The sequence below is a fragment of the Novosphingobium sp. BL-S-21 genome, assembly GCF_055521655.1.
Genome location: NZ_CM145495.1, coordinates 56,291 through 71,157, shown reverse-complemented (window position 1 = coordinate 71,157; position 14,867 = coordinate 56,291). Strand labels below are relative to the sequence as shown.

Here is a 14,867-nt window from a genome sequence, read left to right as displayed (position 1 = left end):
GTCGGTCTGATCCGGTAGGGACGACGGGCATTCCGGGCCTGCTCAGCTGGTGCCGCGCGCGTAGTAATATTGATAATAGGCCATTTCCTCGCCCAGCACGGCCGAGGAGCGCGTGTCCACCTGGGTGAGCAGCAGGCCGTAGATATTGGCGCCGGCGCGGTCGAGTTCGCGCAGGGCGGTCTTCAGCACGTTGCGCTGGGTGGAGCGCCAGCGCAGGATCATCAGGGTGACGTCCGCCATGGCCGCCAGCGCGCGGGCCTCGGCCACCGGGATGACCGGCGCGATGTCCAGCACGACAAGGTCGTATTCCTGGCGGAACCGGTCGAACAGGGTGGCGGTGGCGTCCGAGTGGATGATGTCCAGCGGCGTTTCGGCCGTGGAATTCAGCGGGAGGACATGCGCGCCCGAGGGTTCGTCCAGAACCAGCACGTCTTCCACCCGCGCCTCGCCGGTCAGCACTTCGGCCAGGCCGGGGCGGCCGCGCAGGCCCAGCGCGATGGTGGTGCCCATGCGGCGCACGTCGCAGTCGATCAGCAGCGTGCGGCGACCGGCCATGGCGGCGGAGCGGGCCAGGGCGATGGCGGTGCTGGTCTTGCCCTCTCCGGGGATCGACGAGGTGACCCCCACCGAGCGGGCGACCTGCCCCTTGTGCCCGATCTTCAGCGCCGTCCAGATCGCGCGCACCGATTCCGCGAAGGGCGAATCCCGGTGGCTCACCAGGAAGTCCGGCACGCCCAGGGCGTCGTCCTTGCGGAAGTCGGGTTCGTCCATGGTGGCGATGTCGGGCAGGCTGCTGACCACTTCGTAGCCGGTCAGCTCTTCGGCTTCGGCGCGGGTGCGGATGCCGCGTTCGCGCCATTCCAGGGCCAGCGCCAGCAGGACCGCGGCGATCACGCCGGCAATGCCGCCGCCCAGCATGTAGACCAGCAGGTCCGGCGAGGAGGGCTTGGTGGGCACCTGGGCGCGGGCGATGACTTGCGCCTTGCTCTTTTCGGTGCCGCGCGTGGCCAGTTCCACGCGGTAGCGGTCAAGGAAGGTCTGGTAAAGCTGGCGCGAACTTTCGGCCACGCGCTCCAGTTCGTTGAGCCGCACGGAGGCGTTGTTGCCCGCGAGCAGGCGGCCCTTGGCGCCGCCGATGGCGGATTGCAGGGCGCCCACGCGCTGGCTGTCCACGCCCACGTCGGAGCTGACGCCCGAGGCGGCGCGGGCCACTTCGCGGCGCAGCGCCTGGCGGGCAGTGGCGAGCTGGGCTTCGGTCCTGACGCGATCGGGGTGGTTCGGCCCGAGCGTGGAGGACTGCTCGGCCAGCTTGACCTCCAGCGTCGAGACTTCGGTGCGCAAGTCGCGGATCACCGGGCTGTTGTTGACGGCGGTGCCGTTCTCGCCCGCATTGGCCCTGGCGCGGCCCTGGGAAGCGGCGAGTTCGGCCTTGGCCGAGGCCAGTTCGGTGTTGAGCGTGGAAAGCTCCTGCTGCGCGATCGTGCTGTCGTTGCTGACGGCCACGAGATCGGCGCTGGCGCGGTAGGAGGCGACGGCGGCCTCGGCCTTGATCACGTCTCCGCGCAGCTGGTCGAGCCGGCTGCGCAGCATGTTGATGTCCTGGCTGCGCGCGCTCTGCTCGCCTTGCACCTGGCCGCTGACGTAAGCGTCGGCCACGGTGTTGGCGACCATCGCGGAGACCTTGGGATCGCGCGAGCGGTAGCCGAGGTTGATCGCGTAGGACAGCCCCTGGCGGCCGACCGTGAGGTTGGAGCGCAGGATATTGGCGGCGGCGGCCTCGGTCAGGGGGCCGGGGGCGTTCGGCGCCGAAGCGGCCAGGAACGCGGGATTGGTGTTGAGCCGCGCGTTGTGCACGGCGGCCGCCGCCACTTCGGGCGAGAGCAGGACCTGCACTTCGGTGTCCACCGCCGGGGAATCGACGATGGTATCCTTGTTGGTCTGCGCCGTGCGGACAAGTTGCTGGTCGCCCCGGTCCAGCGCCAGCACGACGCTGGCGTCGTATTTCTTGACCGCGAAGAGATAGGCCGTGGCCGTGGCCGCCAGCACCGCGAGAATGGCGATGAGCATGGCCCACTTGTGCCGCCAGGCCAGCGTCGCCAGCCAGGACAGGTCGATGAGCTTGCCCCCGTCGGGGCCAGACCCGGAGGCGGAAGCAGCGCTGCCTGGGGCGGGGTCGGTCAACCCCACCCTGCGCGCTACGGAGGGATCCAGCTTGTTGGGAGCCACGTGCAAGTCGCCTACCTCTCGAGAATCGAGGAAATTCGCGGACTTATTCTGCGAGCCTTTGCCATTGGAAATCCATGAGAAACAGGTAGTAATTCGAAATCTCAGGCACCACTACCTCGTGCGAGTGGAGCGGGCGCCCGGGCCGGGCTCCGGGCCTTTCGCGCTTGTGCAAGTGGCTTGGGGGCTGTCCGCATGGATGCCGGCGCCGCGCCGGACCGCCTGGCCTGGGGCGCCAGGGCGGATAGGCGCGCAAGGAACGCCAGCGGACCTCGGGCCGCCAGCCTTCGAAAACGGCCCGCCGACCGGCGCTCCGGCCGGTTCGACGGGCCTGTTCGGTCGGTCAGATCGCCATCCGCTGGTCGATCGTCACCTTGGAGCCGGAAAAGCTGCCGGATGCGCTCAGAACCTGGCCCGGCTTGGCGATCAGGCGGCGGATGTGCAGGTTGACCACGCCGTCCTCAGCGCGAAACAGGGGCACGTTGGGGTTTCCCGAGGCGATCAGCACGTCGATGGTGATCGTGCGGGTCACGCCCTTGCTGCCCTTGCCGATGATGCCGACGAAACGGTTGGTGCCCAGTTCGATCAGGCCGTGGCTCTGGTTGGTCCAGGCCTTGATGCCCTGGCGGCAGCCGGAGAGGTAGACGTTGTCCGCCCGCACATTGCCCTTGATGTCCAGGCAGGCATCGCTGGCGTTGATAACGCGGCCATTGGTGATCGTGCCGGAATAGCCGCCCTCGGTCGAGATGCCGTCCACGTTCTGGTAATAGCTTCCTGAATTCATGAATAGATTCTGGAAGTCGAAGTTGTTGATTTCAAAGGTTCCGACGTCGTCCGCGTCCTTGCCCTTGAGGGCGATGGCGGCCCAGGCGTCGTCGCTGTTGATGGCCGGATGGGCCTTGTCGCCGATCCAGACGAGGTCGTGGAAGCTCGCCTTGCCGATGCCGTTGCTGACGTTGACGAGGCCGAGGCCGAGGGTGGCGTCGGCGCGTGCCTCGGTGTCGGAAACGCGCTGAACCTGCAGGTCCTGCACATTGCTGCCGCGCATGAGCGGGCCGTAGCGCTGGGACTTGATGTCCCGCATCACGAAGCCGCTGGCGTCCTTGCCGTTGACCAGGATGTTGCCGTCCACGACGCAGAGCTTCGAGATTCCGGGCGTGGTCGCGGTCATGCGCAAGGTCGAGGCGGCCTTGCAGGCGGCGCTGCTGACTTGCGGGGCGGCGATGGACGGCATGGTGAAAGTGGTGGCGGCGGTAGTGGCGGTTGCCTGGGCCATGGCCAGCGGCGAGGCGGTCAGGCTGCTGAGTGCGGCGGGCGCACCCCCGTTGGATGGGCCCATCGCCAGCATCGGCAGGACGAGGCCAAGTGTTCGAAACATGTGCTTCCCCAAGGACTTAGGCTGTTGATCGCGTTTTATTGACAGGACCATGACGAATAGTCTCATCCGTATGGCTTAGTTCTTTTGGGCTACTTGCCCAGGCGAACTTGAAGCACAACTGGCGGGGCGGGCGAAATGTCCTCAAACGGGGCGGAGCGCTGCGGGATTTGCGACGGACCGTTTCGCAGCGCGGCCCTGAAGGTTGGCGTGAACCGTGAAACCGCAGAGCAGGCCGTAGAACAGCAGGCCCTCGATCATCCAGAACGGCATCGTCGCCATATTGAGCAGGAAGAACCCGAGATGCGCCATCACCAGCGTGAACCGCGCGGGCGTGCGCGCCGTGGCGGCCAGGAACACCATCCAGCTCCAGAGCAGCAGCATGGCCGCCACCCCCAGGACGCCCAGCTCGTAAAGCGTGGAGACCAGGGTGTTGTGCGCATAGTAGCGATAGCGGCCTTCCCAGGCATTGGCGCCGAAGCCCAGCATGTGCTGGCGCGGCGTGCCGGCATCCCAGGCGGTGATGTACTGGCTCCAGAGCAGCAGGCGGCCCGAGAGGACCTGCGTATCGGCGCGGCTGAAGTCGGCCGGGGCCTTCATGATGATGGCCGGGTTGTCCCACACGGTCTTGACCGCATCGAAGCGGTCCCCGGCGACGATCGGCACGATCGGCACGGCCGAGAGCACCAGCAGCCAGCCCAGGATGCCGGCGATCGGCCTCTGGCTGGGACGGACCCCGCCCACGATCGCGGCGATGAACAGGCCCAGCATCAGCGGCCCGGCGGTGATGATGGCGGTGCGGTAGTTGGCCGCCAGGATCCCGCCCAGGCAGACGACGGCGATCCCCAGCTTGTAGAGCGCGCGCAGCCGCGGGTTGAGGATCGCGGTGAGCAGCCCCGTCAGGAGGATGATCGAGAAGCTGGCCTCGTGGTTGTAGCCGCCGATGTAGGATGTGGAGCCGTCGCTTTCGGTGGCCTTGGCGATGCCCAGCACGATGCTGAAGCCCTGGAGCATCAGGGGAAGCAGGAACGTGAACAGCAGCCGCAGCAGCACTTTGCCGGCGCCGTCGATCACGAAGGCGTCGTAGGCGGTGAGGGCGATGATCGCGAGATAGGCGTATTTCACCAGGCTCTCGACCGAGCCGGAGATCTCGCCGTTAAGCACGGCGCTCATGGCGATGACCATGAGCAGCGGCGCGATCGGCGCCAGGATCAGCGGCACGGCGCGGCTGCGCAGGAGCAGCAGCGCGCCCACGCCCACCAGCACCACCGACGCCAGCGCGTTCCAGCTCAGTCCCGCCGGGCTGGAGGAAAAGGCGAAGCGCGGCATCGCGGACATCGCCAGGCGCATCGCGAAAGCCACGATCAGGAACCGCGCCGAAGCGCGCACCTGCAGGCAGAGCACCACCACGAGCACGCAGTAGAGCATCATCGTGGGCAGGAGCAGGAAGATCGGGATGGGCGGGCTGCCCGATGTCAGTGCCAGCATGGCGTGCTCCGGTCGCGGTCTAGGGGCGCTTCGGCCGTGGCGCCGGTCCGGGCCGGGATCGGCGGGAGGGCCTCAGCTTGCAGGGGTAAGGGCATGGCTGAGCCACTTGCGGGTCTTGAGCTTGCGGTAGGCGGCGGCCGTGCGCCGGGCCACTTCGTCCCAGTCGAGCAAAGTTTCGGGCAATGTCTCGGGCAATGTCTCAGGCTGGGGATCGCCCGCGCTTTCCCCGTCCTGCGGGCCGGTTTGCGGCCGGTCTTCCCCGCCGAGACGCGCGGCGAGGGCGTTGACGTCCCCGACCGGGAAGTAGCGGTCGGCGGGCAGGCCGAGGTCGAGGTTGGGCTGGATGTCGCTGAGCAGGACCGGGCAGCCGCAGGCCAGCGCCTCCAGCGCGGCGATGGGCAGGCCCTCATGGAAGGAGGGCAGCACGAAAAGCGCGGTATTGCGCAGCAGCACGCCCAGCCGGGGGCGCGGCACCATGCCCAGGAAGCGGATGCGCGGCTCCGCCATGGCGAGCAGGTCCTGCGCATAGCGATCGTCCTTGCGGCCCGCCCCGGCGATCACCAGGGTGCGCCCATCCCTGCCAGAACCGTCCCTGCCGAGACCGTCTCCGCTGCGGCGGAAGGCCTCCACCAGGTAGTGGATGCCCTTTTCCGGCACCAGCCGCGCCACGCAGAGGACATAGTCCTGCGCGCGCAAGTCCAGTTCGGCCAGCACGTCCTCGTCGCTCTGGGGAGAGGGGGGCATCGTGCTGACGCCGTTGGGAATGAACTCCACCCGCTCGGCCCGCGCCGGGTAGCGCTCGCGCATGCGGGCGGCGAGCGAGGGCGAGACGCAGACCACGCGGTCGGCCGATTGCACGCCCAGCCACTCGCCCAGCTTGAGCATGAGCTTGGCGCCGCGGCCCCATTTCTCGCGGTCGTAGTCGGCGCCGTGGTGAGTCAGCAGCACGCGCAGGCCGAGCAGGCGGGCGAAAGGGGCCAGCAGCGCGGGGCCGACCGCGTGGATATGCACGGCGTCGGCGCCGTGAAGGCGCGCGTGGACGATGCCCACGAACGTCGAGACAAGCGCCTCGCTGATGCGACCGGTGGGGGAATAGAGCGGCTTCAGCGCGACGTGGCGGAAACTGGTGATCGCCGGATCGACATAGGGCGCGCGGCAGCAGACCTCGATCTCGATCTCGGGCTCCATGGCGGCGATGCGGGGCAGGAGTTCCTCGCAGTGGGTTTCCACCCCGCCCATGACGCCGGGGATGCCGCGCAGGCCGGTAACGCAGACTTTCATGGCCGCACCGCCTGTGCCTGCCTTGCGGCAGGCGCCGGGGCGGCGTCCATCAGCGCCGTCCGGAACCGCTCGACCGCGCTTTCCACCGAGAAGGCGGCGGCGCGCCTGGCGGCGGCCGCGGACAGTTCCGCATGGCGCGGCCCCATCATTTCGGCCATGCAGCGCGCCATGGCGGCATGATCGTCGGGCGCCACGAGAGCGCCGCCATGACCCATGACCGAACGCGCGCCGTCCAGCTCGACCTCCAGGATTTCCGCCGGTCCCGAAGGGCAGTCGGTGGCGACGACCGGCAGGCCGACCGCCATCGCCTCCATCATGGCATTGGGAAAACCTTCGGCATAGGACGTGAGCAGGTAGCATCCCGCCCGCGCCAGCACGGCGTAGGGATTGGCGAGGAAGCCCGGGAAATGCACGCGATCGGCCAGGCCCAGCCCGGCCGCCAGCTCGATCAGGTCTTCCCGCAAGGGGCCTTCGCCCAGCACGATCAGGTTGGCGGATTCCGCTTCGGCCCCCGCCCCCGTCTCTGCCCCCATTTCCGCCAACGCGCGGATGGCCATGGCGGTGTTCTTGTTGTCCACCAGCCGGCCCATCGTCACGAAGTCCCGCGCGGTGACCGGGATGGCCGGTTCCTGGGCGGCCAGCGCGTGGATATGCGCGGTGTCCACCGGGTTGTAGATCACCGAGATGCGCTGCGGCTCCACGTCGAAGTCGCTCTCCAGCGTGCGGGCGACGCCTTCCGAGACGGCGATGATGCGCCGGGCGGTGGGGTAGGTATTGCGGATCAGGAGGCGGCTGAGGAAGGCGAGACGGCCGCTCCGGAGGTGGGCGGTGGTGTTCACCCGCTCGCTGATGATCGCCGCGCCGCCGGTGCGGCGCATGGCGACGATCGCGGCGACATTGGCGCGTGAGAGGAACGAGAGCGTCACGTCCGGCCGCAGCCGCCGCACCAGCTTGCGGGTCTGGGTGATGCTGCGCAGCAGCCCGCCGCGCGCGTCTAGGCGCTCCACCGTGACGCCGGCGGGCAGGCGGTAGGCCTCTTCCGCCTCGTTATCGAGCAGGGCGACGGTGATGGCGATTTCGTCCGGGCGGCGGCTGAGTTGGTCCACCAGGGTGGTGAACACGCGCTCTGCCCCGCCGCCGGCGAGCGAATTGATGACGAAGAGCGCGCGAAGCGGCGATTCAGAACGCATGCGACCTCTCGTGGCTTTGAGCAGGTGCAGCGTAGCCAGCGCATGGCGCGGGAGCGATTCAACAAAAGGGCCAGCGCGTGGCCCATCGGGGGTATGGCGCGGCACCCATATTGCCGGGCGCGGCCTGTTGAAAAGCCTGATCTTTCTCGTTTGCCGCCAGGGAGCCGGGGCAAGTCTCTCCCGCCCCGCGCCGGGGATCGCTTCGCCGCGCGCGTCACGGTGAGGGGGAGAGCAGGCGAGGGAGAGCGCGGGAGGGGGCGGCGATCCGTCCCGCCCCCTCCCGCGCGGGGCGGCTCAAGGGCGGTAGAGCGCCTCGGTGGGCAGGATCACGCCATTGGCCTTGGCATAATCGTCCCAGGCGGCCGTCAGTTCGCGCAGTTTGTCCGGGTTCGCGGCGGAGAGGTCGCGGGTTTCGCCGGGGTCGCGGGCGATGTCGAAGAGGCGCCACTGGCCGTCGCCGATGTCGGTCACTTTCCAGTCGCCCTTGCGCAAGGCGCGGCTGCCGAACAGTTCGGTGCCCAGCGGCTCGTCGGCGGCGTGGACCGCGGCGGCCTTGCCCTCCAGCCAGGGACGCGCGCTCTTGCCGGTGATCGGCAGGACGGTGCGGCCCTGGAACGTGGTGCCGGCGGCGGGCACGCCCGCATAGTCGAGCAGGGTCGGCGCGATGTCGGCCACGCTGACATAGGCACTGCCTATGCCCCGCGCGTGGGCCAGCCCCCTGGCATGGACGAAGGCCACGGTGCGGGTGCCGCCTTCCGAGGCATAGGCCTTGGTCAGCCACGAGGGCGCGGTGCCGGCCTGCGCCCATTCCGGGCCGTACGTGATGTAGGAGTTCGCCTTGCCGCGATTGGCGAAGCTGTTGTCCGCCTCGGCAACCCGGCTGCCGAGCATTTTCGCGCCGGTCGTGCGATAATCGAGGCCCTCCGCGCCGTTGTCGGCCAGGAACACGATCACGGTATTGTCGAGTTCGCCGCTGGCGCGCAGTTCCTCGATCACGCGGCCGACATTGCGGTCCATGCGTTCGACCATGGCGGCATAGATCTCCATGTCGCGTGCGGCTTCGCGCTTGTCCGCCGCCGACAGCGAATCCCAGCCGCCGCGCGGGGCGCGCACGCTGTGCGCGGCCGTACCCTTGGCCAGGATCCCGAGCTGCTCCTGCCGGGCGAGGCGGCGGCTGCGGATCTCGTCGAAGCCCAGGTCGTACTTGCCGCTCTGGCGCGCGACGTCTTCGGCGGGCGCCTGGAGCGGCCAGTGCGGCGCGGTGAAGGCGAGATAGGCGAAGAACGGCTTGTCAGGGCTCTCGCGGCGGCTCTGCTGCAATTCCGCGATCAGGTTCGTGGCATAGGCATCCGACGAGTAGAAATCCTTGTCGAGCGAGGCCAGGACCTTGCCGTCGCGGGTATAGGTCGCGCCCTTGCCGGGTTCGGCGGACTGGTCGCGGCCATAGTGGTTGGCGCCGCCCTGCAGCAGCGCGAAGCTGTGCTGGAAGCCGCGCGCATGGGGATCGAGGTCCGGGGTCAGGCCCAGGTGCCACTTGCCCGAAAGCAGCGTGCGATAGCCGCCCGCGGACAGGCGCTCGGCCAGGCTGGCGACATCGCGGCTGAGATAGCCTTCATAGCCGGGCTTGCCCTTCTGGTTGGGGGCGGTGAGTTCCGCCATGCTGCCCAGCCCGGCGCGGTGGTTGTCCGTGCCGGACAGCAGCATCGAGCGCGTGGGCGAGCACGTGGGCGCGGTGTGGAAGCCCGTCAGCCGCAGCCCGTCCAGCGCCAGCCGGTCGAGGTTGGGGGTGGCGATCTCGCTGCCGAAGGCGCCGACATCGGAAAAGCCGAGGTCGTCGGCGATGATGACCAGGAAGTTCGGGCGGGCTTGCGCGGGAACCTGGCCCGCAGGACCGGACGGCGCCGGAGCGGTTTGCGCCATCGCCGGGGTTACGGTGGTGGCGAGCAGGGCTGCGCCGAAAGCGGCGGCGAAAGCGAAACGCTTGGATTTCATCGATATGTCCTTGGAAAAATCCCGCGCCGCGGCGGAAGCGCGCGGCGCGGGCAGTCAACGGCCCGTACAGGGTGTGAGGGATCAGGCCGGTTCGTAAGTGGTGGCCTTTTCCTTCCGGGTCGTGCGGCTCTGGCGTCCGTCGATGGCGACCGGCACCGTGCCGGCGATCGTCGCGCGGCGCAGGGTGCGGCGCTGGAGGCCGAAGTCGGCCACGGCGCGGTGCTGGGTCGCCTGGTTGTCCCAGAAGGCCACGTCGCCCGGCTGCCAGCGCCAGCGCACGACGTTCTCGGGACGCGTGATGTGTTCCTGAAGGATCGAGAAGATCCGCGCCGAATCCGCCTGGTTCAGCCCGGCGATGCGCTTCACGAAATGGCCGAGCAGCAGGCTGCGCTGGCCCGAGACCGGATGGACGCGAACCAGCGGGTGCTCGGTTTCGTAGACGGTCGAGGCGAAGATGTTCTTCTGGAACTGCGTGCGGTTCTGGGCGGCCTCGTCATCCTTCGGCGCATTGCCCAGCACGGCGGCATAGTCGTAGTCGTTCGAGTGAACCGCCCAGAGCGTGTTCACCAGCTGGCGCAGGCTTTCCGGCAGGCCTTCGTAGGCAGTCTCGGTATTGGCCCAGACGGTGTCCCCGCCCGCCTCGGGAATGGTGATCGCGCGCAGGATCGAGCCGGCCGGATAGGCATCGGTGAAGGTCACGTCGGTGTGCCAGCTGGAGGCGGCGTAGCCTTCCTTGCTGTCGAGTTCGAGCAGGTAGCGCGATCCTTCGGCCACCGGCACGGTCGGGTGAGCGACCGGCTCGCCGAACAGCGAGGCGAAAGCCTCGTGGCGCTGGTCGTCCAGTTCGTGCTGGCCGCGGAAGAAGATCACCTTGTGGCGGACGAGCGCGTCCTTGATGGCCTGCACGGTCGGGCCGTCGAGATCGCCGGAGAGGGTCACGCCCCGGATCTCGGCGCCGATGGTGCCGGTGATCGGCGCGACGTCGAGCGGGGAGGCGGGATCCTTGGCATTGGCGTAAGTGGCAATCGAAGTCATGGCAGTTACTCCTTCGTCGTGAAAACGGGGAACGGGCTTCGTGAAAACAGGGGTCGGGAACGTCATTCGGCAGGGACGGCGGCGGCGGCGTAGACGTCCTCGCGCGCCTGGATCTGGCGGCGGATTTCGGCGTGGCGGCCGGCGTCGAGCGGGAAGCCCGCCACCAGCGCAGCGGCCAGGGTGTGGGCCAGCGCCGGGCCGAGCGCGAAGACCAGCAGCAGGGCATCGAGCGCCTGGGGCGTGTTGGTGGCGGCCTTGGGGTCGAAGCCGAAGGCCGTGACCAGCGGCAGGGCGATCCCGAAAGCCAAGGCGCCGCCCAGCTTCATCGAGACGCTGAATACGGAATAGTAGAGCCCCACGCGGTCCTCGCCGGTCTCGGCGCGGTGGAGGTCGGCCACGTCTGCCACCATCGAGCGGAGCATGAGGTTGCCCGAGCCTTGCGAGAGGCCCTGCGCCACGGCGAGCGCCATCATCAGGCCGAAACGGTCGGGCGTGAGGAAGACGAGGCCGAAGTTGATGGCCGCCTGGGTCAGTTCCGCCAGCACGGCGGCGCGGCTCTTGCCGAGGCGCAGGCCGATGCGGCGCCAGATCGGCCCGGCGAGCACGCCGAAGGAGTACTGGAGCAGGAAGAACCCGGCGGCCCATTCCGGGCGCTGGAAATAGATGGTGACGATGAACAGCAGCAGCGCGGTACGCACGCCCTGTCCGGCTGTGACCGCGGCGTCCGCGGCCAGGACGCGCAGCAGCAGGGGATTGCCGAAGACCGCCTTCAGCGTCTTGCGCAGCACGAATGGTTCCGCGCCGGAAGGCGCGCTGTGGTCGGGCACGGCGGTCAGCGTGAGCAGCAGGCCGGGCACGGCGGTGACCAGCACCAGGGTGCCGAACAGGGTCAGGCGCAGCGGGCCGTCGTCCGGCCGGAACTGGTCGGCCAAGGCGGGCAGCAGCAGGGTCAGCACCAGCGCCGCGGAGGACAGCAGCGTGAACTGCGAGGCGATCCGCGTGCGCTGGTCGTAGTCGCCGCTGATCTCGCCGGACCAGGCCAGCAAGGTGGTCTGGGTGGCGGAGGCCCCGGTGTAATAGCAGAGCACGCCGATCCCCACCCAGGTGAGGCTGGCGCCCTCGGGCGGGAAGAACAGCATGGTGCTGCCCACGATGAACAGCAGTCCGCCGGCCGCGATCCACGGCCGCCTGCGCCCGAAACGGCTGACGGTACGGTCGCTCAGCGCGCCGATCACCGGGTCCAGCAGCGAGTTCACCACCTGGCCGATCAGGTAGACCAGCCCCAGCCCCGCCAGCGGAATGGCATAGTGGCGCGAGAGGATGGCCGGCACGAAGGCCATGACCGGCTGCGCGGCTGCGTAGATCGGCACGGACATGGCGGTGAAGCGCAGGAGGCGCCAGCCATCAAGTCGTTCCTGTCGTGGCGGCGATGAAGGAAATCTCTCGTGGATCATGGCTGGCGCCTCCTGGTTGGGAGCGGGATCAGAGCTTGGTGCGAAGGGTGGCGCCGAACGTGCGCGGCTCGCCCAGCTGGGCAGTGACCGCGCCGGTGTTGGCGGCGCTGAGGCTGACGTAGTAGTTCTTGTCGAACAGGTTCTTGGCCCAGATCGAGAAGTCCCAGAGGCCGTCGTCCGTCCTCAGTCCGATGCGGCCGTTGGCCAGGCCGAAGCCGGGGATCTGCGCCCAGGCCGAATTCGAGGCCGAAGTGTTGAAATTGCTGCGGTAGGCGTAGTCGGCATGGGCATAGAGCCCCAGTTCCTTGCCGCCGAGATCGCCGAGCGCGGTGCTGAAGTCCGCGCCGATGGTCCAGGCGAACTTGGGCACGCCGGGCAGGCGCTCGCCGGAAAGGTCCTGGATCGCGCCCTGGTTCTGCCGTTCGAAGGCCTGCGGGGCGTTCTTGTAAGTGATGTAAGTGGCGTCGGTATAAGTCGCCGAGGCGTTGAAGCTGAGGTTGTCAGTGGCCGCCACGGCCAGTTCGCCTTCCAGGCCGCGCGAACGGACCTTGGGAATGTTCGAGATATATTGGCGGCCCACCACGGCGCCCACCGGCAGGTCGGTGATGGTGGTCTGGTAGTCGCTGATCTCGGTCCAGAACGCGGCGGCGTTGAAGGTGGCGCGGCGATCGAGGAACTGGGACTTGAAGCCCAGTTCGAAGGCGTCGACTTTCTCCGGCTTCACGTCGGGATCGACGCCGGCAGGCAGGACGGACAAGTTGAGCCCGCCCGACTTGTTGCCGCGCGAATAGGTCCCATAGACGTTGATGTCCGGCGCGACCTTCCAGTTCAGCGTGACCAGGCCGGAAAGGCTGTTGTTGGTGAAGCTGGTGGCATAGCTGGTCACCGGGTTGAACTGGGTGCGGATGGCGTTGATCGCCGCCTGCTGCGCGGCGGTGAAGCCCGAGATGTCGGCACCGTCGACCCAGTACTGGGCGTAGGCGCCTTCCTTCTTCTCATGCGTGAAGCGCAGGCCGGTGGTGAGCGTCAGGGCATCGTTGATGTGCCAGTCGGTCTGGCCGAACACAGCGATGGTCTTGGTTTCCGGGGTGGAGGTGGAATTGGATTCGAACCCGTCCAGCGCCGCATTGGCGATCGTCTGGTTCGCCGCCGGCAGGTTCCACAGGGCCGCGGCGGGGCCATAGCGCGAGGCGCCGTAGCCGCGCACGATCTGCCAGAAATAATAGGCGCCGATCACATAGTCGAAGCTGCCGCCGCCCTTGGAGGCCAGGCGGATTTCCTGGCTGAACTGGCGCTGGCGGTTGGCCTGCTGGGCCTTGGTGACGATCGGCAGCGAGGTGCTGTCGCCGTCGTTGGCGGGGTTCCAGTCCCACCAGCGATAGGCGGTGATCGCGGTCAGCGCGGCATTGCCGAGGTTCCAGTTGACCTCGCCCGAAACGCCGTAGCCGGCCATGTTGGACTGATAGTGGCTGTCCGCCTCGCCCACGCGGTCGAAGGCGTCGAAGCTGGGCAGGGTATAGCCGGGGAACCGCGCGGCGCGCTGAGCCCAGTTGTTGGCGATGGTGGTACCGTCCGTGTACGTGGTGTGCAGGCCGGCGAAGACGTTGAGGACGTGGTTCTGCTTCTGCTTGGCATAGTCGCCGATGATGCGGACTTCGAAGTCCGGGTCGGGCGTGAACAGCAGTTGCCCGCGGATGGACTTGTTCAGGTAGTCCTGCGCGCGGCGGTTGGTGGTCTTGTTCCAGAGGAACCCGTCGTTCTCGCTGATCGCACCCGAAAGGCGCACCGCCAGCAGGTCCTTGAAGATCCCTGCAGAGCCGGAGGCGCGGAACTGATAGAAGCCGTAATTGCCGATGCTCGCCTCGGCCGTGAGTTCGGGATCGAACGTCGGTTTCCGGGAAGTGACGTTGATCACGCCCGATGTCGTGTTCTTGCCGAACAGCGTGCCCTGGGGGCCGCGCAGCACTTCGATGCCCTGAAGGTCGACAAGGTCGAACTGCGCCAGGCCGACGCGGCCGTAGTAGACGTTGTCGATGTAGAAGCCGACGCCGTTCTCCAGCCCGTCGTTGGTGAGCGAGATGTTGGAGCCGAGGCCGCGAATGTTGATGTTGGTGTTGCGCGCGTTGTAGGTGATGACCTGAAGGCTGGGCACCTGCTGCGAAATGGAGCCGAGCGTATAGTCTCCGCGCTTTTCCAGGGTGGCCGCGCTGATGACGCTGATGGCGACCGGCACGTCCTGCACGTTTTCGTCGCGGCGGCGCGATGCGGTGACGACGATGGCCTCGCCGCTGTTCGCCTCTGCTGCGGTATCGAAAGCGGCGGCTTCAGGCGCGGCGCTGGCGGGCGCCGTCTCCGCTGCCCCGGATTCGTTGGCGAAAGCCGGTGCGGCCAGCAGCGAAACCGTGAGCGCAAGCGGACTGGTGGCGGTGACGAAACTGCGAAACATTCAACTGGATCCCTGTTGTCATGAGTGCGCGCCGATCTGTCGTCGGGCGTGAATTTCTGCGGATTTGAAGCGGTTGGGTTCGGGGCAGGCGGCCATGCCCGGGTTGGCCCGTGTTCAGGGCGCCAGAGGACGGCCGGAGCCTGCGTTGAGGCCCGGAAAAACCGGATCGGGGACGCACGATCCCTCCACGCGGAACCGCATGGTTCCGGCGCCGGGCGCGTGGGTCTGCTGTGAAGGACGCGGGTTTCCGGGGGCCGCCGTGGTCGGCTGGTCCTGTGAATTCCCGCTGGTCAGCCCGTGATGCGCGTCAGGCGCGCGGGGTCATGGCCGTTGCGCGTCAGCCGCGCGGAGTCATGGTCTGCATCGTATCACCTCATCGTTGG

9 protein-coding genes are annotated in these 14,867 nt (G+C 68.1%); all 9 read right to left on the bottom strand.

Going from position 1 to position 14,867, the window contains the following annotated elements:
• Positions 1–42: 42 nt before the first annotated feature.
• The 9 genes from ACZ1J6_RS00280 to ACZ1J6_RS00240 all read right to left on the bottom strand — a co-directional run bounded on the left by ACZ1J6_RS00280 (position 43) and on the right by ACZ1J6_RS00240 (position 14,484).
• Entirely contained in the window at positions 43–2,226 is a 2,184-nt protein-coding gene (locus tag ACZ1J6_RS00280) for a GumC family protein (protein ID WP_132267741.1), read from the bottom strand.
• Between the two features lie 340 nt (positions 2,227–2,566).
• The gene (locus ACZ1J6_RS00275) at positions 2,567–3,601 is read right to left on the bottom strand and encodes a hypothetical protein (RefSeq protein WP_465127318.1); all 1,035 of its coding nucleotides are present in this window, start codon (positions 3,599–3,601) and stop codon (positions 2,567–2,569) included.
• A 141-nt stretch (positions 3,602–3,742) separates the two neighbouring features.
• Positions 3,743–5,086, bottom strand: coding sequence for an O-antigen ligase family protein (locus ACZ1J6_RS00270; protein WP_132267738.1), 1,344 nt, complete (start codon positions 5,084–5,086; stop codon positions 3,743–3,745).
• 72 nt (positions 5,087–5,158) lie between these two features.
• Positions 5,159–6,367, bottom strand: coding sequence for a glycosyltransferase family 4 protein (locus ACZ1J6_RS00265; RefSeq protein WP_431567927.1), 1,209 nt, complete (start codon positions 6,365–6,367; stop codon positions 5,159–5,161).
• A complete protein-coding gene (locus tag ACZ1J6_RS00260; protein WP_431567928.1) occupies positions 6,364–7,557 on the bottom strand; it encodes a glycosyltransferase in 1,194 nt (397 codons plus the stop codon). Before ACZ1J6_RS00260 ends, ACZ1J6_RS00265 begins: the two co-directional genes overlap by 4 nt.
• 294 nt (positions 7,558–7,851) lie before the next feature.
• Positions 7,852–9,549 carry an arylsulfatase gene (locus ACZ1J6_RS00255; RefSeq protein WP_431567929.1) on the bottom strand — a complete coding sequence of 566 codons (1,698 nt, stop codon included), beginning with the start codon at positions 9,547–9,549 and terminating at the stop codon, positions 7,852–7,854.
• An 81-nt stretch (positions 9,550–9,630) separates the two neighbouring features.
• Positions 9,631–10,584, bottom strand: a complete 954-nt coding sequence (locus ACZ1J6_RS00250; RefSeq protein WP_132267732.1) for a TauD/TfdA dioxygenase family protein — start codon at positions 10,582–10,584, stop codon at positions 9,631–9,633.
• A 62-nt stretch (positions 10,585–10,646) separates the two neighbouring features.
• Positions 10,647–12,038: an MFS transporter gene (locus ACZ1J6_RS00245; RefSeq protein WP_134093328.1), complete on the bottom strand. Its 1,392-nt coding sequence runs from the start codon at positions 12,036–12,038 to the stop codon at positions 10,647–10,649.
• 28 nt (positions 12,039–12,066) lie between these two features.
• Positions 12,067–14,484, bottom strand: a complete 2,418-nt coding sequence (locus ACZ1J6_RS00240; protein ID WP_431567930.1) for a TonB-dependent receptor — start codon at positions 14,482–14,484, stop codon at positions 12,067–12,069.
• Positions 14,485–14,867 lie beyond the last annotated feature (383 nt).

Coding starts and splice junctions, on each gene's coding strand:
- ACZ1J6_RS00275 (WP_465127318.1), bottom strand. CDS start 3,601: ATGTTTCGAACACTTGGCCTCGTCCTGCCGATGCTGGCGATGGGCCCA.
- ACZ1J6_RS00270 (WP_132267738.1), bottom strand. CDS start 5,086: ATGCTGGCACTGACATCGGGCAGCCCGCCCATCCCGATCTTCCTGCTC.
- ACZ1J6_RS00265 (WP_431567927.1), bottom strand. CDS start 6,367: ATGAAAGTCTGCGTTACCGGCCTGCGCGGCATCCCCGGCGTCATGGGC.
- ACZ1J6_RS00260 (WP_431567928.1), bottom strand. CDS start 7,557: ATGCGTTCTGAATCGCCGCTTCGCGCGCTCTTCGTCATCAATTCGCTC.
- ACZ1J6_RS00255 (WP_431567929.1), bottom strand. CDS start 9,549: ATGAAATCCAAGCGTTTCGCTTTCGCCGCCGCTTTCGGCGCAGCCCTG.
- ACZ1J6_RS00250 (WP_132267732.1), bottom strand. CDS start 10,584: ATGACTTCGATTGCCACTTACGCCAATGCCAAGGATCCCGCCTCCCCG.
- ACZ1J6_RS00245 (WP_134093328.1), bottom strand. CDS start 12,038: ATGATCCACGAGAGATTTCCTTCATCGCCGCCACGACAGGAACGACTT.
- ACZ1J6_RS00240 (WP_431567930.1), bottom strand. CDS start 14,484: ATGTTTCGCAGTTTCGTCACCGCCACCAGTCCGCTTGCGCTCACGGTT.